18 protein-coding genes and 1 tRNA gene are annotated in these 20,311 nt (G+C 67.9%); 9 read left to right on the top strand and 10 right to left on the bottom strand.

The features are described 5' to 3' along the window. Positions 1 to 108: 108 nt before the first annotated feature. Positions 109 to 753, bottom strand: a complete 645-nt coding sequence (locus RALTA_RS01485; RefSeq protein ID WP_012351642.1) for an ANTAR domain-containing response regulator — start codon at positions 751 to 753, stop codon at positions 109 to 111. A 208-nt stretch (positions 754 to 961) separates the two neighbouring features. Between RALTA_RS01485 and RALTA_RS01490 the strand changes: the two genes are divergently transcribed. Both RALTA_RS01490 and maiA read left to right on the top strand, forming a co-directional pair. Further along, the gene (locus RALTA_RS01490) at positions 962 to 1,663 is read left to right on the top strand and encodes a fumarylacetoacetate hydrolase family protein (RefSeq protein ID WP_012351643.1); all 702 of its coding nucleotides are present in this window, start codon (positions 962 to 964) and stop codon (positions 1,661 to 1,663) included. Positions 1,664 to 1,667: 4 nt separating this feature from the next. Beyond that, positions 1,668 to 2,315, top strand: coding sequence for a maleylacetoacetate isomerase (maiA, locus tag RALTA_RS01495; protein ID WP_012351644.1), 648 nt, complete (start codon positions 1,668 to 1,670; stop codon positions 2,313 to 2,315). Between the two features lie 69 nt (positions 2,316 to 2,384). Here maiA and ftsY read toward each other — a convergent pair whose 3' ends face one another. Further along, positions 2,385 to 3,542 carry a signal recognition particle-docking protein FtsY gene (ftsY, locus tag RALTA_RS01500; protein ID WP_012351645.1) on the bottom strand — a complete coding sequence of 386 codons (1,158 nt, stop codon included), beginning with the start codon at positions 3,540 to 3,542 and terminating at the stop codon, positions 2,385 to 2,387. 228 nt (positions 3,543 to 3,770) lie between these two features. On the opposite strand from ftsY, the gene RALTA_RS01505 reads away from it, so the two are divergent. The 5 genes from RALTA_RS01505 (at position 3,771) to RALTA_RS01525 (ending at position 8,474) form a co-directional block, all read left to right on the top strand. Further along, the gene (locus RALTA_RS01505) at positions 3,771 to 5,318 is read left to right on the top strand and encodes a M16 family metallopeptidase (protein WP_041232044.1); all 1,548 of its coding nucleotides are present in this window, start codon (positions 3,771 to 3,773) and stop codon (positions 5,316 to 5,318) included. Between the two features lie 10 nt (positions 5,319 to 5,328). Next, a complete protein-coding gene (locus RALTA_RS01510; protein WP_012351647.1) occupies positions 5,329 to 6,711 on the top strand; it encodes a M16 family metallopeptidase in 1,383 nt (460 codons plus the stop codon). A gap of 61 nt (positions 6,712 to 6,772) precedes the next feature. After that, positions 6,773 to 7,420, top strand: a complete 648-nt coding sequence (gene rsmD, locus RALTA_RS01515) for a 16S rRNA (guanine(966)-N(2))-methyltransferase RsmD (RefSeq protein WP_012351648.1) — start codon at positions 6,773 to 6,775, stop codon at positions 7,418 to 7,420. A 240-nt stretch (positions 7,421 to 7,660) separates the two neighbouring features. Next, positions 7,661 to 8,146, top strand: coding sequence for a pantetheine-phosphate adenylyltransferase (gene coaD / locus RALTA_RS01520; protein ID WP_012351649.1), 486 nt, complete (start codon positions 7,661 to 7,663; stop codon positions 8,144 to 8,146). Positions 8,147 to 8,213: 67 nt separating this feature from the next. Continuing rightward, complete coding sequence (locus tag RALTA_RS01525; protein WP_012351650.1) at positions 8,214 to 8,474, top strand: YfhL family 4Fe-4S dicluster ferredoxin; 261 nt, start codon at positions 8,214 to 8,216, stop codon at positions 8,472 to 8,474. Between the two features lie 143 nt (positions 8,475 to 8,617). Here RALTA_RS01525 and RALTA_RS01530 read toward each other — a convergent pair whose 3' ends face one another. The 8 genes from RALTA_RS01530 to RALTA_RS30955 form a co-directional block, all read right to left on the bottom strand. Further along, positions 8,618 to 10,477, bottom strand: coding sequence for a PhoX family protein (locus RALTA_RS01530; protein ID WP_012351651.1), 1,860 nt, complete (start codon positions 10,475 to 10,477; stop codon positions 8,618 to 8,620). Between the two features lie 207 nt (positions 10,478 to 10,684). Further along, the gene (gene pth, locus RALTA_RS01535; protein WP_012351652.1) at positions 10,685 to 11,281 is read right to left on the bottom strand and encodes an aminoacyl-tRNA hydrolase; all 597 of its coding nucleotides are present in this window, start codon (positions 11,279 to 11,281) and stop codon (positions 10,685 to 10,687) included. 174 nt (positions 11,282 to 11,455) lie between these two features. Continuing rightward, the gene (locus tag RALTA_RS01540) at positions 11,456 to 12,073 is read right to left on the bottom strand and encodes a 50S ribosomal protein L25/general stress protein Ctc (protein ID WP_012351653.1); all 618 of its coding nucleotides are present in this window, start codon (positions 12,071 to 12,073) and stop codon (positions 11,456 to 11,458) included. Positions 12,074 to 12,206: 133 nt separating this feature from the next. Then, on the bottom strand, positions 12,207 to 13,160 hold the full coding sequence (locus tag RALTA_RS01545; RefSeq protein ID WP_012351654.1) for a ribose-phosphate pyrophosphokinase: 954 nt from the start codon (positions 13,158 to 13,160) through the stop codon (positions 12,207 to 12,209). A 97-nt stretch (positions 13,161 to 13,257) separates the two neighbouring features. Next, positions 13,258 to 13,334 (bottom strand) — tRNA-Gln (locus RALTA_RS01550). A gap of 59 nt (positions 13,335 to 13,393) precedes the next feature. Continuing rightward, positions 13,394 to 14,272 (bottom strand): 4-(cytidine 5'-diphospho)-2-C-methyl-D-erythritol kinase, encoded by an 879-nt coding sequence (gene ispE / locus RALTA_RS01555; protein WP_012351655.1) that lies wholly within the window; start codon positions 14,270 to 14,272, stop codon positions 13,394 to 13,396. A gap of 31 nt (positions 14,273 to 14,303) precedes the next feature. Beyond that, positions 14,304 to 14,915: an outer membrane lipoprotein LolB gene (locus RALTA_RS01560; protein ID WP_012351656.1), complete on the bottom strand. Its 612-nt coding sequence runs from the start codon at positions 14,913 to 14,915 to the stop codon at positions 14,304 to 14,306. A gap of 89 nt (positions 14,916 to 15,004) precedes the next feature. Then, a complete protein-coding gene (locus tag RALTA_RS30955; protein ID WP_012351657.1) occupies positions 15,005 to 16,948 on the bottom strand; it encodes a tetratricopeptide repeat protein in 1,944 nt (647 codons plus the stop codon). A 155-nt stretch (positions 16,949 to 17,103) separates the two neighbouring features. Here RALTA_RS30955 and mutM point away from each other — a divergent pair, with 155 nt between their 5' ends. Together mutM and RALTA_RS01575 are read left to right on the top strand one after the other, a co-directional pair. Further along, complete coding sequence (mutM, locus tag RALTA_RS01570; protein WP_012351658.1) at positions 17,104 to 17,976, top strand: bifunctional DNA-formamidopyrimidine glycosylase/DNA-(apurinic or apyrimidinic site) lyase; 873 nt, start codon at positions 17,104 to 17,106, stop codon at positions 17,974 to 17,976. Positions 17,977 to 18,239: 263 nt separating this feature from the next. After that, the gene (locus RALTA_RS01575; protein WP_012351659.1) at positions 18,240 to 20,192 is read left to right on the top strand and encodes a dynamin family protein; all 1,953 of its coding nucleotides are present in this window, start codon (positions 18,240 to 18,242) and stop codon (positions 20,190 to 20,192) included. Positions 20,193 to 20,311: the final 119 nt, after the last annotated feature.

Genomic DNA, 20,311 nt, shown 5'->3' on the forward strand with positions numbered 1-20,311 from the left:
CGCACTCCCGCGAAGAGGGATCGGCCAGGCGGGAAGGGAGGGTGCGCCACGAGCGTGCGGCGCACCAGCCGCGTGCGGCGCTGCACCGCGGCGGCGATGGCAGGGCGCTCAGCCCATGACGTCGATCACGCGCTGCGCGGCATCCACCAGCTTCAGCCCGCGTTCCATCGCCATGCTGCGCAGGCGCTTGTAGGCCTCTTCCTCGCTGAGCCCGCGCGCCTGCATCAGCAGGCCCTTGGCGCGCTCCACCACCTTGCGCTCGGCCAGCTTCAGCCGCGTGGCGTCGAGTTCGGCGCGCAACTGCTGGTCCAGTTCGAAGCGTGCATAGGCGACGTCGAGCACGGTCTTGACGCGTTCGGCGCGCAAGCCGTCGACGATATAGGCGGTAATGCCCGCGCTGAGCGCGGCCTTGATGCGCTGGCTGTCGTCATTGTCGGTAAACAGCACGATGGGGCGCGGCGCGTGCTGGGTCGAGACGCACACGTGCTCGATGGTGTCGCGCGCGGCCGACTCGGACGCGATGATCAGCATGTCCGGCTGGCTGGCGGTGATCACATCGGGAAGCCGCAGGTCGGCGTCGACGACCTGGATCTCGGTGAAGCCCGCGTTCACCAGCCCGCTGCGGATGGTCTCGACGTTGAGCGGATCGGCGTCGAGCGGATCACGCACGAGCAGGATACGCAGCACCCGGCCGGTGGCGGGGGTGGCCGGGTTCGCTGGCGCGGGCGTGGGGGGCGGATGGCGTCTTGTCATGGCTGGCTCTGTTGCAGTGCGCCATGCAAGATTCGCGCCGGGCGGGGGCACGGATGGCGCGCCAATCCGGTGCGGCGGCGCTGCGAGCGTGCCTGGATTCATTGTATGCGGCCGTACGCAGGGCACAGCGCGCGGTGTATCCTGTTGCCCTGCTGCGCCCGGCACCGGGCCCCGCCGCAGCACTGATCAGAACTATCTGGAGAGATGCATGACCGAATTCGTGTTCGCCCCGCCCGCGCCCGTTGGCGTGCCCGTGCGCGGCAGCGATGCCAGCTTTCCGGTCCGGCGCGTGTACTGCGTCGGCCGCAACTATGCCGCCCATGCCCGGGAAATGGGTTCGGACCCTGACCGCGAGCCGCCGTTCTTCTTCTGCAAGCCGTCCGACGCGGTCAGCTATGTCGCCGACGGCACCGAGGGCAGCTTCCCTTATCCGCCGGGCACCAGCAACTGCCACTATGAAGTCGAGCTGGTGGTGGCGATCGGCAAGGGCGGCCGCGACATCCCGGTCGAGCAGGCCGCCGGCCATGTGTTCGGCTATGCCGTGGGCCTGGACATGACGCGCCGTGACCTGCAGAACGAATCGAAGAAAACCGGCCGCCCTTGGGAGACCGGCAAGGCCTTCGACCACTCCGCCCCGATCGGGCCGATCGTGCCGGTCGCGGCCATCGGCCATCCGCAAAAGGGCGAGGTCACGCTGTCGGTCAACGGCGTGGAAAAGCAGCGCGGCGACTTGTCGGACCTGATCTGGTCGGTGCCGGAGATGGTGTCGTACCTGTCGAAGCTGTTCGAGCTGCAGCCAGGCGACCTGATCTTCAGCGGCACGCCCGAGGGCGTGGGCCCGGTGGTCAAGGGCGATGTCATGCAGTGCCGCGTCGGCGGCGTGGGCGATCTCACCATCAAGGTAGTCTGAACCGATGCTCAAGCTTTACAGCTATTTCCGCAGTTCGGCCTCGTTCCGCGTGCGTATCGCGCTGGAACTGAAGGGCCTGTCCTATGACTACGTGCCGGTGCACCTGCTCAAGGAAGGCGGCCAGCAACTCAAGCCGGAGTTCCGCGCGGTGAACCCCGACGGCCTGGTGCCGGCGCTGGTCGATGGCGAGCACGTGCTGCAGCAATCGCTGGCCATCGTCGAGTATCTCGACGAGGTCCATCCCGAGCCGAAGCTGCTGCCTGGCACGGCGCTGGACCGCGCCTATGTGCGCGGCCTGGCGCAGGAGATCGCCTGCGAGATCCATCCGCTGAACAACCTGCGCGTGCTCAAGTACCTGAAGCACACGGTTGGCGTGACCGACGAGGTCAAGGACGCGTGGTACCGCCACTGGATCGAGCTGGGCTTCGCCTCGCTGCAAGCGAACCTGGAGCGCAGCGGCAAGGCCGGGCGCTTCTGCTTTGGCGATACGCCCACGCTGGCCGACCTGTGCCTGGTGCCGCAGGTGTTCAACGCCCAGCGTTTCAATATCGACGTGGCGCGCTATCCGGCGATCGCGAAGATCTATGAAACCTGCATGGCGCTGCCGGCGTTCCAGAAGGCAGAGCCGAAGTCGCAGCCCGACGCGGAATAGTATTGCGACCCGGCAAAACGCAAACGCCCCGGCACTGCCGGGGCGTCTTGTCTTGCAGGACGTCGGAATTCAACCCAGCAGCGCGTCGGCGAACTCCTCGGCCTTGAATGGCTGCAGGTCTTCCACCTTCTCGCCCACGCCGATGAAGTACACCGGCACCGGGCGCTGGCGCGCGATCGCCGCCAGGATGCCGCCCTTGGCGGTGCCGTCGAGCTTGGTCACGATCAGGCCGGTAAGCCCAAGCGCGTCGTCGAAGGCACGGGTTTGCTGCAAGGCATTCTGGCCGGTATTGGCGTCGATCACCAGCAGAACCTCGTGCGGGGCGCTGGGCATGGCCTTGCTGATCACGCGCTTGACCTTTTTCAGCTCTTCCATCAGGTGCAGCTGCGTCGGCAGGCGCCCGGCGGTGTCGGCCATGACGATATCGATGCCGCGCGCCTTGGCGGCGTTGACGGCGTCGAAGATCACCGCCGCGGGGTCGCCGCTTTCCTGCGCCACCACGGTGACGTTGTTGCGTTCGCCCCAGATCGCCAGCTGCTCGCGCGCGGCGGCGCGGAAGGTGTCGCCGGCGGCGAGCAGCACCTTCTGGTCATAGCGCTGGAAATGCTTGCACAGCTTGCCGATGCTGGTGGTCTTGCCGGCGCCGTTGACGCCAGCGATCATCATCACCAGAGGCTGCTCGCGGCCCAGCTCCATGGTCTTTTCGAGCGGGCGCAGCAGCCTGGTCAGCAGCTCGCGCAGCGCCGTCTTGACGCCTTCGGCGGTTTCGATGCGTTCGGCCTTGACGCGCTTGCGCAGCTCGCCCAGCAGGTACTCGGTGGCCTCGACGCCGGCGTCGGCCATCAGCAGCGCGGTTTCCAGCTCCTCGAACAGGTCTTCGTCGACCTTGACGCCGACGAACAGCGTCCCCAGGTTGCGGCTGGTCTTGGACAGGCCGGTGCGCAGGCGCTGCATCCAGCCTTGCCGGGCTTCGGCGCTGGGCGCGGGCGGGGGCACCAGTTCCAGCGTCTCGGCCGCCACCGGCGCCGGCGCGGGCGGGGGCACTTGCGCCGGCACGGGCACGGGAACCGGGACGGGGGCAGGGGCGGGCGAGGGCGTCGGGGACGGTGCTGGTGCCGGGGCCGGGGCGGGCACCGCCGGCGCGGGGGCCGGGGCGGGCGCGGGCGCCTCGACGGTGGCCTCGACGGGCGCCGGCTCGGCCTTGCGCTTCTTCCAGAAACTAAACATTGGGGAACGGGGTCAATACCGGGGCCGATACCCTGGCGGCAGCCAATGCCAGCAGGCAACCGGTGATTAATCAATGCGCTACGCTGGCTTCGCGACGGCTGGGGAGAAACCGTTGTGGTCCCGGCCGGCGATTGCGTATAGTTCGCTACATGAGTTCACTTCATGGCAGATTCGCGCGCCGCGTCGCGCACGCGAATCGATCGGCAAAATTCTAGCAGACGGGGTCGCATGAACCATTGCGCTGTCATGACCGCAGCGGGCGCGCCAGGCACCAAAGCCGCCGCCCAAACGCGCATCCAACGCCACGCACCGCCTTTCCAGGCGCCTGCCGCCCGCGCCGCACGACTGGCGCGGCGTGTCATTCCCGCGCTGCTGCTGGCGCTGCTGCCCTGGTCGCCGCCCGCGGCGGCACAGGGCGTGGTGGCCTCGCCGATGCCCGCCGCCCAGACCGCGCCGGCCGGCGCCACCGCCCAGGGCACGACCGAGTACCGGCTGTCCAACGGGCTGCGGCTGATCGTCAAGGAAGACCATCGCGCGCCGACCGTCGCCCACCAGGTCTGGTACCGCGTGGGCGGTATCGACGAGGTCAGCGGCACCACCGGCGTCGCCCATATGCTCGAGCACATGATGTTCAAGGGCACGCCCAAGGTCGGCGTGGGCGAATTCTCGAAGCAGGTGGCGGCCCTGGGCGGGCGCGAGAACGCCATGACGAACCGCGACTTCACCATGTACTACCAGCAGATCGGCAAGCAGTACCTGCCGAAGATGATGGAACTGGAAGCCGACCGCATGGCCAACCTGGTCATCACGAAGGACGAGTTCGAGCGCGAGATGAAGGTGGTGATGGAAGAACGCCGCCTGCGCACCGACGACTCCGCGCGCGGCACGGTCTATGAGCAGCTGCTGGCCACGGTTTACACCGCCGCCGCCTACCGGCACCCAGTGATCGGCTGGATGGACGACCTCGTCAACATGCGCGTGGAAGACGTCAAGGACTGGTATCGCCACTGGTATGTGCCCAACAACGCCACGGTGATCGTCACCGGCGATGTCAAGGCCGACGAAGTGCGAGCGCTGGCCGAGCGCTACTACGGCAAGCTCAAGCCACGCGCGCTGCCGGTGCGCAAGGACCAGGAAGAGCCGGCGCAGAAGGGCATCAAGCGCATCTGGGTCAAGGCCCCCGCCGAGAACCAGTACATGGTGATGGCCTACAAGGTGCCGCGCCTGCGCGACGTCGAGAAAGACGTCGACCCCTATGCGCTCGAGGTGCTGGCCGCCGTGCTCAACGGCTACGACAACGCGCGCCTGACCCGCGAACTGGTGCGCGAGCGGCGCCTGGCCGACGACGTCAATGTCGGCTACGACAGCATCAACCGCGGCGAGTCGCTGTTCGTGCTCGATGGCACGCCGGCCTCTGGCCACAACACGGACGAGATCGAGCGCGCGCTGCGCGCGGAGATCCAGCGCATCGCCAGCGAAGGCGTGTCGCCGGAAGAGCTCAAGCGCGTCAAGGCGCAGGTGGTGGCCGGCCAGATCTACAAGCGCGATTCCGTATTCGGGCAGGGCATGGAGATCGGCGTATCCGAGATTTCGGACATCTCGTGGCGCCAGATCGACCGCATGCTGGACAAGATCAAGGCCGTCACGCCAGCGCAGGTACAGGCCGTCGCCGCGAAGTATTTCAACGACGACAACCTGACCGTGGCCACGCTGGTGCCGCAGCCGATCGACCCGAACAAGCCCAAGTCCCAGGCCCCGTCGGGCCTGCGCCACTGAGAACAAGGCGATGACCCAGTCCGTCACTTCCGCGCAGCGCCCGCTGCGCAAACTGGCCGGCGCCGCCCTGGGCGCCGTGGTGCTGCTGGCCGCGCAACTGGCGCAGGCGGCGATCCCCATCGAACACTGGACCGCGTCCACCGGTGCCCGGGTGTTCTTCGTGCACAGCCCGTCGATTCCGATGCTCGACATCAATATCGACTTCGACGCCGGCAGCCGCTATGACCCGCCGGGCAAGGCCGGGCTGGCCACGCTGACCGCCGCCCTGCTGGACAAGGGCGCCGCCGCGCAGGACGGCCAGCCGGCGCGCGACGAGGCCAGGATCGCCGATGCCTTTGCCGATACCGGTGCCGCCTTCGGCGGCGCGGCCGGGGGCGACCGCGGCGGCATCGGGCTGCGTACCCTGACCGCGCAGCCGGAGCTGGACCAGTCGGTCGCGCTGGCGGCGCAGCTGATCAAGGCGCCGACCTATCCGGACGCCGTGGTCGGTCGCGAGAAACAGCGCCTGATCACCGCCATCCGCGAAGCCGACACCAAGCCCGGCGTGATCGCCGACAAGGCGCTGGCGCGCGCCATGTATCCCGACCATCCCTATGGCATCGCCGCGACCCCGGACAGCGTGGCGTCGATCACGCGCGACGACATCGTCGCGTTCTGGCGCGACAACTACGGTGCCCAGCGCGCGGTGGTGACGCTGATCGGAGCGGTCGACCGCAAGCAGGCCGAGGCCATCGCCGAGCAGCTGACGCGGGGGCTGCCGGCCGGCCGCGCCGCGCCGGCGCTGCCGCAGGTAAAGCTGAAGATCGCGCCCAGCGAGCAGCGCTTGCCGCACCCGGCGCAGCAGTCCAGCGTGGCGCTGGGCCAGCCGGCGATCGCGCGCGGCGACCCCGACTATTTCGCGCTGCTGGTGGGCAACTATGTGCTGGGCGGCGGCGGCTTCAGCTCGCGCCTGACCGACGAAGTGCGCGAGAAGCGCGGCCTGACCTACGGCGTGGACAGCTACTTCGCGCCTTCCAAGCAGCCGGGGCCGTTCGGCATCAGCCTGCAAACCAAGAAGGCCCAGACCGACGAGGCGCTGGCGCTGGTGCGCCAGGTGCTGGCGCGCTTTGTCGCCGAAGGCCCGAGCGAAAAGGAACTGCGCGCGGCCAAGGACAACCTGATCAACGGCTTTCCGCTGCGCATCGACAACAACCGCAAGCTGCTGACCAACGTCGCCAATATCGGCTGGTACGGACTGCCGCTCGATTACCTCGATACCTGGACCGCGCAGATCGGCAAGGTCACGCGCGAACAGGTCAGGGCGGCGTTCCAGCGACATGTGCACCCCGACAACATGGCGACGGTGATCGTTGGCGGGCCGGTGCAGGCCCCGGCGACGGCTTCCCGGCAGTGATCGTTGCGGCGACGCCGGCATTGCCTGCGGCGCGGCGCGCCGCAGGCTCTACAATCACGGCATGAATTCGCGTTCCCGATTGCCCTCGCCCGCGCCTCGCGGGCGATCTCCCGTCTCTCCCGTGCCGCGCCAGGCACCCGCGCAGGTCCGCATCATCGGCGGCCGCTGGAAGCGCACGCTGCTGCCGGTGCCCGACGCCCAGGGGCTGCGCCCGACCCCCGACCGCGTGCGCGAGACGCTTTTCAACTGGCTGGGCCAGGACCTGTCCGGCCTGGAATGCCTGGATCTGTTCGCCGGTTCCGGCGCGCTGGGTTTCGAGGCCGCTTCGCGCGGCGCGGCCGTGGTGACGCTGGTCGAGTCCAATGCGCGCGTGGCCAGGCAATTGCGCGACAACGTGACCCGGCTCGACGCGCGCCAAATACGCGTCATGCAGGGCGATGCATTCGCCATTGCCGCGCAGCTGCCGGATGCCAGCTTCGACGTGGTGTTCCTTGACCCCCCGTTCGCCGAGGACTGGATCGGCCCCTCGCTCGCGCATGCGGCACGATTGTCGCGGCCGGGCGGGGCGGTCTATGTCGAGACCGATCGCCCGCTGACCGGCGCCGATGCGCCGGTGCCGGCATCGCTCGAGATCGTGCGGCACGCGCGGGCCGGCGCGGTGCATTTCCACCTGCTGCAGCACCGCACGCCCGGCAACGGCGCCGCCTGAGCCGCCAGGCCGGCCCGGTGCGGTGCCGTGGTTCAGGAAACAGGAAGGGCGCCTTCCTGATTGCGAAACCGATTCTTGGGTGCACTGCCGCAAAACGGTGCCTTCGGCGACTTCCAAGCGGGGCATTTAGGGTTACACTACGCCGCTGTCACAACGCTCGCGACGCAGCACCCACGCCGGCCCGGCCGGCGCAAGAGGCGGCCCTTTCACGGCCGGCAGCGGGCAGATCAAGGAGGAAGTATGGTCAGCGCGGTCTATCCCGGCACCTTCGATCCAATGACCCGGGGACACGAGGATCTGGTCCGCCGTGCGTCGAACATCTTCGACGAACTGGTGGTCGGCGTGGCGCACAGCCCCAACAAGCGCCCGTTCTTTTCGCTCGAAGAGCGCATCAGCATTGCCCGCGAAGTGCTCGGGCACTATCCGAACGTGCGGGTCGAGGGTTTTTCCGGACTGCTCAAGGATTTCGTGCGCAAGAACAATGCGCGCGTGATCGTGCGCGGCCTGCGCGCGGTGTCCGACTTCGAGTACGAATTCCAGATGGCGGGCATGAACCGCTACCTGCTGCCCGACGTGGAAACCATGTTCCTGACGCCGTCGGACCAGTACCAGTTCATCTCCGGCACCTTCGTGCGCGAGATCGCGGTGCTGGGCGGCGATGTCAGCAAGTTCGTGTTCCCGTCGGTGGAACGCTGGCTGCAAGAGAAAATCGCCAAACCGGAATAAAATACGGCTTCAGACACGTCAGACCGCGGCCAGTCGGGCGCGGGCGTGTCCGCAGGAAGGAAACACCATGGCGCTGATGATCACCGACGACTGCATCAACTGCGACGTTTGTGAACCCGAGTGCCCGAACGAAGCCATTTCGATGGGGCCCGAGATCTATGAAATCGACCCCAACAAGTGCACCGAGTGCGTCGGGCACTTCGACGAGCCGCAATGCCAGCAGGTCTGCCCGGTCGCGTGCATTCCCAAGGATCCGAACCGCGTCGAGACCCATGAGGTCCTGATGCAGCGGTACCGGCTGCTGACGGCGGCCCGGCACGCTGCCTGACACGGACCCGGACACGGACACGGGCAAGCGCCCGATCCGGCTTCTCCGGTTTGCGTCGCGCAAAAAAAGCCCCCGGCACCGCAAGGTGACGGGGGCTTAACCTTTCCCCAATGACTACGGTTACTGCCTACTGCACTGCGCGGTCAGGCACCGATCGGCTTGCCGTCGGCACGGCGCACCACGATGGTGGACGAGCGCGGCGGCTTGGCCGCGTCCGGCCACTTGCCGGTGGGGTGCTGGATGTTGATGAAGCAGGTGGTCAGGTCCGGCGTGTAGGCGATGCCGGTGATCTCGCAGCCGGTTGGGCCCGCCAGGAAGCGCTTGGACTGGCCCGTCGGCGAGATGTAGTACATGCTGTTGTTGCCGAAGGTGCCGGTATAGGTGGCGCTGGTGCTCGAGTCGGTCTGCACCCACAGGCGGCCCTTGGGATCGACGCGCAGGCCGTCCGGGCTGGAGAAGGTGTCGCCGTTGATGTTGCCCTTCAGGTTGTCGGTGGCCAGCGACGGGTCGCCCGCCTGCAGCAGGATGCTCCACGTGAAGGTGGTGGCCAGCGGCGAATTCCCGGCTTCGTTCCACTTGATGATATGGCCGTGCAGGTTGTTCTTGCGCGGGTTGGCGGCGTCGGTCTGCTGGCGGCCGCTGTTGTTGGTCAGCGTGCAGTAGAGGGTGTTGTCCGGCGCGGCGGTGATCCACTCGGGGCGGTCCATCAGCGTGCCGCCAGCCACGCGCGCGGCCGACTTGGTGTTGATCAGCACGTCCGCCTGGGTGGCGAAGTCGACCGTGGTCGGCGCCGGCGACACCGCCGACTGGGTCCAGTTGCCCGGGTCCGAGGCACCGACGGTCAGGCCGTTCTTGCCCTGCGTCAGTTCGATCCACTGGCCGCTGCCGTCGGCGTTGAACTTCGCCACGTACAGCGTGCCGGTGTCCAGCAGGTTGGCGTTGGCGGCGCGGTTGTTCGGATCGAACGCCTTGCTCGGCACGAACTTGTAGATGCAGCCCGGGGTGCCGTCGTCGCCCATGTAGAAGGCCACGTTGTTGCTGGCGTCGGTGATGAAGGCGACGTTCTCATGGTCGAAGCGGCCCATCGCGGTGCGCTTCGCCGGCGCGCTGAGCGTGCCGTACGGATCGATCTCCACCACCCAGCCATAGCCGTTGTCGGCCTTGGCCGGATCGGGATCGATGTAGTTGTCGGTGCTTTCTTCGCAGGTCAGGTAGGTGCCCCACGGGGTGTAGCCGCTCGAGCAGTTGTTGAGCATGCCGACCACGGTGGCGCCGACCACCGATGCGGCCGGGCCGCCCACGCGGTACAACGTGTTGCCGGTGTAGCGCTTGTTGTAGATGGAGTCGCGCTTGACCTGCCACTTGCCGCTGGCGGCCAGTTCCACTTCGATCACCGAAATGCCCACCGCCGACAGGGCGATGCGCTTCTGCTCCGGGCTCGCGGTGGCGGCATTGTAGGCGGTCGGGAACAGGATGTTGTAGTCCGGCAGCTCGTGGTTGATCGCCAGCAGGCCGCCCTTCTGCGGATCGACGCCGGGCAGCGCGAAGTAGTGCATGCCGTCGTGGTTGCCGCCGGCCTGGCGCTCGGTCTCGGCCGACGACTGGAAGGCGCCGGCATAGCCGGTAGCGCCGGCTTCGACCGGGTCGCCGGCGGAGAACAGCACGTCCACGCTGTAGCCGCTGGGGACGACCACGGTATCGGCGGTGGACTTGGCGATTGGCTCGAAGGTGACCTCGTAGCTCGGCGTGGCCGGCGCCGGAGCGGGTGCCGGGGCAGGGGCCGGTGCGGGCGCTGGAGCCGGGGCGGGATCGTCGTCACCGCCGCAGGCGGCCAGCAGGCCGCTGCCGAAGGCCGACACCAGCGACAGGCCGAGGCCGCCGCGCAGCACCCGGCGGCGGGCCGGGTTGGCGGCGACGATGTCCTCGAGCATCTGGCCGGGCACGTCAACGTCGGGCTTGGCGGCGCGGCTTGCGGCGCGCGCTTCGTCGGTCAGGTACGACATGGGCTTTCCTCCTGTGGGATGTCATGCGCATCGGCAACCATGCGATACCGACGCGATTGGAAACCCCGCAATGTAGGTGGTGCCCATGGCACTTTGATGACACCATGTCTGCAACAGCAGACCGGTGCGTGCAAACGACGACGGGCCGCGATGCGGCCCGTTTTCATGCTGTTGTCGCAGGAATATGCCTTCGCCTGCGTGCGGCCCTCAGCGCGCGGTATGCAGTTGCGCCATGGCGCGCTCGGCATCGCCGCGGGCCAGCAGGCCGAGCGGCTCGATGCAGCGGTCGAGCGCGGCATCGATGGCTTCCTGCTCTTCGCGCCGCGGTGGCTTGAGCACGAAGTTCACCACGTCCTCGCGGCCCGCCCCGGCACCGCCGGGCGCATTGCGCGGATGGCCCACGCCCAGGCGCAGGCGCCAGTAGTCCTGCGTGCCCAGGTGGGCCGAGATGTCCTTCAGCCCGTTGTGGCCACCCGCGCCGCCGCCGCGCTTGAGCTTGGCCGAGCCGGCCGGCAGGTCCATCTCGTCATGCACGACCACGATCTCGTCGGGCAGGATCTTGTAGAAGCGCGCCAGCGACACCACCGCCAGCCCTGAACGGTTCATGAAGGTCGACGGCTTGAGCAGCCAGACCTCCTGGTCCCATAGCCGCGCGCGGGCGGCCAGCCCATGGAAGCGGCCCTCCACGCGCAGCGTGGCGCCGCCCATGCGGGCCAGCTGGTCCACCAGCCAGAAGCCGGCGTTGTGTCGGGTGGCCTCGTATTCCGCGCCGGGATTGCCGAGGCCGACGATAAGCTTGATCATGCGTTTGACTGTGTCATTGGCGCGCGGAGCTGCGCCACAGGCGCCAAGGATACCGAAAAACCGGCAGTCCGCTGCCGGGCGAAAAAAAACCGCCGCAAGGGCGGCGGTTTCTTCGTGGCGCGGCCCGCGGGCCGCCACCGGTGCGGCAGCGCAGGCAGCCGCTTAGGCAGCCGCTTAGGCAGCCGGCGTTTCGCCAGCGGCTTCGCCGCCTTCGGCGGCTTCCGACACGGCGCCAGCCGGTTGCGAGATGCTGGCGATGGCCGGGTTGTCGTCACCGTGGGTGATCACGGTCACGCCCTTCGGCAGCTTCAGGTCGGACAGGTGCAGGGTCTGGCCCAGCTCCATCGCGCCAACGTCCACTTCGATGAACTCGGGCAGGTCGGCCGGCAGGCACGACACTTCCAGGTCATTGACGATGTGGTTGACCAGGCCATGGCCCAGCTTCACGCCAGGAGCGGTTTCCTGGTTCATGAAGTGCAGGGGCACCTTGACGTGGATCTTGTCGTTGGCCGACACGCGCTGGAAGTCGACGTGCAGCACCAGCGGCTTGAACGGGTGCATCTGGAATGCGCGCAGCAGGGCCTTTTCGCTCTTGCCGGCCACTTCCAGGTCCAGGATCGACGAGTGGAACGCTTCCTTCTTCAGGGCGTGCCACAGGGCGTTGTGATCCAGTTCGATCATCTTCGGCTCGGCGGCGCCGCCGTAGATGATGCCGGGGGTCTTGCCCGAATTGCGCAGGCGGCGGCTCGCACCCGTTCCCTGTACGCTACGCTCGAAAGCGACAACTTTCATGATGACTCCAAAAGTAAAGAAGGCTGTCCGCGACCAGACAGCCTCGTTGCGGCGCGAAAGACAGAATCGGCGCCGATCAAGTCACGTTTGCCGCCGCAAAACGGCGGCAAACGCAGCAAAGCTTTAAATTCTATCAGGAACCCGCAAACAGCGACATGATCGAGTCGCCCTTGACGATGCGGGTGAAGGTCTCGGCCAGCAGCGGGGCGGTCGAGAGCTGGCGGATCTTGCCGCACTTGGCCGCTTCTTCCGACAGCGGGATGGTGTCGCACACCACCACCTCGTCCAGCGCCGAATCCGCGATGCGGGCCGCCGCGCCGCCCGACAGCACGGGGTGCGTGCAGTAGGCGAAGACCTTCAGCGCGCCGCGCTCCTTCAGCACCTGGGCGGCCTTGCACAGCGTGCCGCCGGTGTCGATCATGTCATCCATGATGACGCAGTTGCGGCCTTCGACTTCACCGATGATGTTCATCACCTCGGCCACGTTGGCCTTGGGACGGCGCTTGTCGATGATCGCGAGGTCGCAGTTCAGTTCCTTGGCCAGCGCGCGGGCACGGACCACGCCGCCGACGTCCGGCGAGACCACCAGCAGGTCGCCGTAGTTCTTCTCGCGCAGGTCGCCCAGCAGCACCGGCGAGGCGTAGATGTTGTCGACCGGAATATCGAAGAAGCCCTGGATCTGGTCGGCGTGCAGGTCCATCGTCAGCACGCGCTCGACCCCGGCGACTTCCAGCATGTTGGCCACCACCTTGGCCGAAATCGCCACGCGCGCCGAACGCGGGCGGCGGTCCTGGCGGGCATAGCCGAAGTAGGGCATGGCGGCGGTGATGCTGCGTGCCGAGGCGCGTTTGAGCGCATCGACCATCACCATCAGTTCCATCAGGTTGTCGTTGGTCGGCGCGCAGGTGGACTGCAGCACGATGACGTGCTTGCCGCGAACGTTTTCCTGGATTTCGACCTGGACTTCACCGTCGGAGAAGCGGCCAACCTGTGCCTTGCCCAGCGGAATGCCGAGGTGCTGTACGACAGCCTCCGCGAGTTTGGGGTTGGCGTTGCCGGTAAATACCATCAAGCCTTCGCTGCTCATTCGGGGCACCTGTCTTGCTGCTGGGGGAGCTTGGTGTCACCGGCGAAGCCGGTGACTTGGAAGATATCGTGTTCCGTTAGGACACTATAGGAAGTAATGGCAGGGGAAGAAGGATTCGAACCTTCGAATGCCGGAATCAAAATCCGGTGCCTTGACCAACTTGGCGACTCCCCTACACAACCGGGCCGTTCATCGTGGTACCAGACTGCCGTACCGCGCCGAACGATAACTTGCTATGCGAACGCTGCGAGCGGGTGATGTGCCAGACTTCTCACACACCTGCCATCCCATTCGGGAGGCAACCTTTCCAAAACCTGCTGCGCTGTCTTGGCGTCGGGAAAACGCGCAAACACGCAGGCTCCGGAACCGGTCATCCGGGCATGCTGATTGTGTTGCTTCAGCCATGCCAGGGCTCGGGCGACTTCGCCGAACTTCGCTGTTGCTATCGGTTCCAGGTCGTTGCGACCGAAATCGAATTTGTTTGTGCGAGCAGCGAAGACCGCAATTATGGAGACGGGCGTATCCCTTGTCAAGCACTCGTCCGAAAAAATTTCAGCGGTCGGCACGTGCTGCTTCGGATGGATGATCACGAACCAGCTGTCCGGCAGCTCGACCGGCGTGAGCTCCTCGCCGATGCCCTGCGCAAAGGCGTTCTGCCCGAGCACGAACACCGGCACGTCTGCGCCCAGCGTCAGCCCGATCCGCATCAGCTCGGGGCGCGTCAGCCCCAGGCCCCACAGATGGTTCAGCGCCAGCAGCGTGGTCGCGGCATCGGACGAGCCGCCGCCGATGCCGCCGCCCATCGGCAGCACCTTGTCGATGGCGATCTCGGCGCCGAAGGTGGTGCCGGTGGCGGCCTGCAGGGCGCGCGCCGCCCGCACCACCAGGTCGCTCTCGGCGGGTACGCCCGGCACCTCCGTGACGCGCGCGACCACGCCGTCGTCGCGGCGGCGGAAATGCAGCATGTCGCACCAGTCGACCAGCTGGAACACGGTCTGCAGCGTGTGGTAGCCGTCGGCGCGGCGGCCGGTCACGTGCAGGAACAGGTTGAGCTTGGCCGGCGCGGGGCAGTCGCGCAGTTCGGGTGGGGGCAGGGGATGGCTGCTTGGCATGGTGCGCTGATGGGGGCCGCTGATGCGGCAGTTATGGCGTCTGCGGATCGATGACCAGGCGCACCGACAGCGGATTGCTACCTGCGTCGCGCGCCAGGTCGATACGGCGCGGCACCTGGGTGGCGGCAGCGCCTGGGGCGGGAGTGTCCTGCCAGGCGACGTAGCGCACGGTCCAGCCGTTCTGCGCCAGCGTCGCCAGCCGGCCCTGCTCGTCGCGCGTGGCACGCGCGGGGCTGCCCTGGGTGGCGCGTCCGTGCAGCCAGTCGCGCATGCCGGCCACCGGCAGCGCAAAACCCAGCGCCTCCTCCATCAGCGTATCGACCTCGGGCGCGTTGCGTGGCGGCTGGTTGGGCAGGTCCAGCGTGGCGCCCGACGGCGTGGCGGTGACCACGGCCAGGGTCTGGCCGAGCGGCGAGACCAGGTCCAGGCGCACATTGCGGCCTTGTTCCTCCCAACGGAAGCTGCCCTGCACGCCCTCGTCGCGCCCGTAGCGCACGTAGTTGGCGGAAAAGCGGCCGGTGTACTGCCGGCTGGCCGCGTCCTGGTCGACATCAAAGCTGCGCGACGGCGCCACGCTGGCGCATGCCTGCAACAACAGGGGTACGCCAAGGCAAAGCAGCGCCAGGCGTCGGGATCGATTCATGGGCATGGTCGTGAGGACGGCGGCGCGGCGGCCGCCGGCTGCGGGAAACGGGCGCCGCGGGCCCGGCTTGCCGGCCGCGGCGCGCGGGCTTACCTGGACGGCTGCGCGTTGAACTGGTAACGGCGCAGCGTATCGATCAGGGTCTCGTTCTCGGGATCGATGCGCACGGCCTCGGTCCAGGTCTTGCGGGCCTCGTCGTGCTCGCCTAGCTGCCACAGCACCTCGCCGAGGTGCGCGCCGATTTCCGCCTCGGGCGCCTTGGCATAAGCGTTGCGCAGCAGGACGGCCGCGGGTTGCAGGTCACCCATGCGGAATTTGACCCAGGCGAGGCTGTCCATGATGTACGGATCGTCAGGCCCCAGCTCGGAGGCACGCTCCAGCAGCTTGAGCGCCTCGGGCAGGCGCTCGTTGCGGTCCGCCAGCGAATAGCCGAGGGCGTTGTAGCCCTGCTTCTGCTGCGGCTGCAGCGCGATCACGCGGCGCAGGCCGGTTTCCATGCTGGCGTAGCGCTTCTGGCGTTCGTCCAGCATCGCCAGTTCGTAGATCCAGTCGGCGTTGTCGGGTTCTGCCGCGACACGCTCGTTCAGCACCTTGCGGGCGCGGTCGTAGGCCTTGTTCTCCATCAGCGTGGCCACTTCGGCCTGGCGGATGGCGGTCACGCGCTGCGAGCGCTGGCCGGGATCGGGAATGTCCTCGGCGTCGGTAAGCATCTCGCCGAACAGTGCCTGCGCGTCGTCGAGCTTGCCCATGCGCGCCAGCAGCTGGGCGCGCTTGGCGGTGGCCGCCGGCGCCAGGCGGACGTCCTCGATACGATCGAGCCAGCGGATCGCGCCCGCGTAGTCCTTGCGTTCCTCGGCGATCTGCGCCAGGTACTGGTAGGCGATATCGGGATTCGCGCTGGGCTGTTTTTCGACCAGTTGCAGGTATTCCTGCAAGTACTGCTCGGCCTCGCCGAAGTTCTTGGCCTGCAGGCTGGTCAGGCCCAGCGCCAGCGGCACGCGCGGGTCGGCGGGGGCGACCTTGCGCAGCGTCTCGAACTCCTGGCGGGCCGCCGGCATGTCGTTCTTCAGCAGGTACAGCCGCGCCAGGGTGATATGGCCGTTGACCGATTCGGGCGACTTTTCCAGAAAGCGCTTGAGCACCGCCACGGCTTCATCGGGCTGCTTCTCGGCGCGCAGTTCCGCTGCCATCAGCGCGGCGGCTTCATAGGCAGGCCGCAACCGCAAGGCCTGGTCTAGCGCGGCCAGCGCGCCGGGCTCGTCGCCGGCAAGTTCGCGCGCGCGCGCCAGCGCCAGCTGGGTTTCCGGCAACTTGGCTTCATTGCGGGTCAGGTCCTGCAGCAGCCTGGCCGCGCCGGCCGGATCGCTGGTACGCGACAGTTGCTGCTGCAACTGCAGGATGGCATCGCCGCGCTGGCTGGCCGGCACCGTGGCCAGTTGCTGCTGCAGCAGCGGGCGGGCATCGTCCCAGCGGCCGTTCAGCACCAGCAGGGTGGACAGCACCTGGCCCGCCGCGGGCGAAGTCGGGGTGATCTCCTTCCACAGGCGCGCGGCGTCAAGCGCCTGCTGCGGGATGCGTGCGTTGAAGGCAATCTCGGTGGCTCGCTGGGCGAAGCGCGGGTCGCGGGTCTGGCGCGCCAGCTCCAGGTAGGTGCGGTAGGCCGGGCCCACCAGGCCGCGCTGGATGGAAATCTCGGCGGCCAGCACCATATAGACGATATCGTCGGTCAGCTCCAGCGACGGCAGTGCCGGCCGCGCCGGCTTGGCGGCCGGGGTGTCGGCCGCGGCCAGTTGCAGCATGGGCAGCGAACCCGCGCCCACGGGAGGCGCGGCGTGGGCAGCGCCCGCCGCCGCCGCCAGCAGCGCGCCGGCGGCCAGCGCGCGCGCATGGCGCCGCGGGGCTCGCCACCAGCGCGCCAGCAGGCTGGCACGGCGCGCCGCGCGCGAGCCGGCGCGCGGGGATGTGGTCAGGCCGCCGCCCGCGGTGGCTTGCAACGTGGAGTCCGGCATCAGGTCCGGCATCAGGTCCGACATGTATTGAGTGCTCCGGCGCGCGCTGGCGAAGGATGTGAGAGATTGCGCATTGATAAGGGCATTGTAGCGTGCCGCTACAATGCGCTGCTTGGCGCCGCAGGCCGGCGCGGCCGGGCGCTGCAGGAGTTTTGAGCGGTAACCAACGGAGAGGTTCGATGCCTGAATTGCCCGAGGTCGAGGTGACCCGGCGCGGCTTGCTGCCGCATGTGGTGGGGCGGCGCATCGCCGCGGTCACGGTGCGCCACCGTGGCCTGCGCTGGCCGGTCGACCCCGGCCTCGAGGCCTGCCTGGCCCACCGCCTGGTGCGTCGCATCGAGCGCCGCGGCAAGTACCTGCTGCTGGAATGCATCAGTGCCGACGCGGCGCAGCCCCCCGGCTGGCTGCTGGTTCACCTGGGCATGACCGGCACACTGCGGGTGCTGCCCGAAGCACCGCCGCCGGGCATGCACGACCACTTCGACCTGCTGCTCGATGCCGGCCCGGCTCCGGGCATGCTGGCGGACACCATCGTGCTGCGCTTTCGCGATCCACGCCGCTTCGGCGCCATCCTCTGGACCACGCTGCCGGAGGCGGAACTGGCGTCGCACCCGCTGCTGAGTACCCTCGGCATCGAGCCGTTCGATCCCGCCTTCGACGGCGCCTGGCTGCACCGCCACACGCGCGGGCGCAGTGCCGCGATCAAGACCGTGCTGCTGTCGGGCGCCATCGTGGTGGGAGTGGGCAACATCTATGCGTCCGAAAGCCTGTTTCGCGCGGGTATCCGTCCGACCACCGCGGCCGGGCGCCTGAGCCGCGCGCGTTGCGACCGGCTGGCGCAAGCCGTGCGCGACACCCTGGCGCAGGCCATCGAGCGGGGCGGCAGCACGCTGCGCGATTTTGTCGGCAGCGACGGCGCCAGCGGCTACTTCCAGCTGGATTGCTTTGTCTACGACCGAGCCGGCCTGCCATGCCGGGTGTGCGCCACGCCGGTGCGCCAGATCGTGCAGGGCCAGCGTTCCACCTTCTACTGCCCGAAATGCCAGCACTGACCTCCAGGCCGAGTGCCTGAGGGGACGCCCGCCGCCGCGGGTCGATGGGCCGGCGCAACACTGGCGCAGCCGAAGCCCTTCAAGGGACGCGAATTCCACAAAAGCGCCGTGGAAACCTGTATCGTGTGCGCAGTCATAAAAAGTTACAAAATGGCCGGCCGCGAGCCATGCAGGCGGGGCGTGCGGACCGGCATCGCGTGAACACGGGCATGCCGCCAAGGGGGGCGTGCCCCGAGGCAAAACCAAGTCAGCCCAACAGGTCCATGACAACGCTCGCCCACCAATTCGAACAATACGGCGCCTGGAGAACCGGGGTCCTCCAGTCACTGGCCGAATTCCAGTCCTGGCTGCAGCAGCACGACCTGTACGATGCACAGGCCGACGACCGCGTGCAGCGCATCCAGAACGTGCTGCGCAGCGACCGTCTCAAGGTCGCCTTCATCGCGGAGTTCTCGCGCGGCAAGAGCGAGCTGATCAACGCCATCTTCTTTGCCGACTACGGGCGCCGCATCCTGCCGTCGTCGGCCGGGCGCACCACCATGTGCCCGACCGAGCTGCGCTACGACGAGGCCGAGCCGCCCAGCATCCGCCTGCTGCCGATCGAGACGCGCCTGCAGGACGCCTCCACGGCCGACTTCATCGAGGCCGGCACTTCGGCATCGCACTGGCATTCGGTGCCGCTCGACCCGTCGTCGCCCGAAGGCATGCTCGAGGCGTTCCAGCACGTGGTGCAGACCATGCGCGTCCCACCCGAGCAGGCCGAGGCGCTGGGGCTGTACCACGAGAACGACCCCGATGCCGCCTACGCGGTCGACGCCGAGGGCATGGTCGAGATCTCGCGCTGGCGCCACGCCGTCATCAATTTCCCGCATCCGCTGCTGCGCCAGGGCCTGGTGATCCTCGACACGCCGGGCCTGAACGCGATCGGCACCGAACCCGAGCTGACGCTGCGGCTGATTCCGGATGCGCACGTGGTGGTGTTCGTGCTGGCCGCCGATGCGGGCGTGACCAAGAGCGACCTGGAGTTGTGGCGCAGCCATGTCGGCGCAGGGCACCGGCGCGGCTGCCTGGCGGTGCTCAACAAGATCGACGGGCTGTGGGACCCGCTGCGCCAGCCGGGCGAGATCGCGCAGGAAATCGCGCGGCAGGTGTCGACCACCGCGCAGGTGCTGGGCATCGAGCAGTCGCGCGTGTATCCGGTGTCGGCGCAGAAGGGACTGGTGGCCAAGGTCACGCACGACGATGCCCTGCTTGCGCGCAGCGGGCTGCCGGAATTCGAGCACGTGCTGTCGGACCAGCTGATTCCGCGCCGGCGCGAGATCGTCTCGGACCAGGTGTACCGGCTGGTGCAGGACATGGCGCGCGCCGCGCAGCAACTGCTGCAGAGCCGCCGCCGCGACATCGTCGAGCAGCTGTTCGAGCTGCGCGGCCTGCGCGGCAAGAACCATGCGATGGTCAAGCACATGCTGATGCGGGTGCAGGGCGAGAAGGACGAGTTCGAGCAGAGCATCAGCAAGTTCCAGGCGCTGCGCCTGGTGTTTGGCCGGCACAGTGCCGACATCATCAAGAGCCTGCAGTTGCGCGACGTGCGCCGCACCATGCGCAGCGCGCGCGAGCAGATGAAGGAGCGCTTCTTTTCGCGCGGCCTGCGCGAGGACATGGACGCCTTGTTCGCGCAGCTGAGCGGGCTGGTGAGCGATGCCGACAACAAGATCGGCCAGCTGCACCAGCTGATCGACAGCATGTACCGGCGCTTCAATGCCGAGCACGGCTTCACGCTGCCCGCGCCGATGCAGTTCACCGCCGAGCGCTACCTGGCCGAGCTGCAGGAGACGCTGCGGCTGGTGCAGGCGCATTTCGGCACGATCAGCATGCTGACGCGTTCGCGCCCGCAGCTGGTGCAAAGCGCGTTCAACACCATGGCCAGTCGCGTGCTGGAAAATTTCCGTGGCCTGAACCGCGATATCGAAGTCTGGCTCAAGTCCGTGATGACGCCGCTGGAAGCGCAGGTGCGCGAACACCAGAAGCAGCTGCGCCGGCGTGTCGATTCGATCGAGCGCATCCATGAAGCCACCGACACGCTGGAAAGCCGCATCGCGCAGCTGGAGGAGGTCCTGAACGGGCTGGACGAACGCAGCGGACGGATCGAAGGCTTTGCCCAGCGGCTGATGCGGCCGGCGGCCGATGCCGGCAGTGCCAGCCTTGCGGTAGCGTAGCGGTCCGGCCGCTTCGCAAGCGTTGCGGCCTCGCCGGCCGGTATATCATGTGGCGCCGCGCCTAGCGGCGCCTTTTTCTTTGGCGCGCCGATGCCCCGTTCGCGCGCCACGCCGTTGCC

This window comes from Cupriavidus taiwanensis LMG 19424 (assembly GCF_000069785.1).
Lineage (GTDB): Bacteria > Pseudomonadota > Gammaproteobacteria > Burkholderiales > Burkholderiaceae > Cupriavidus > Cupriavidus taiwanensis.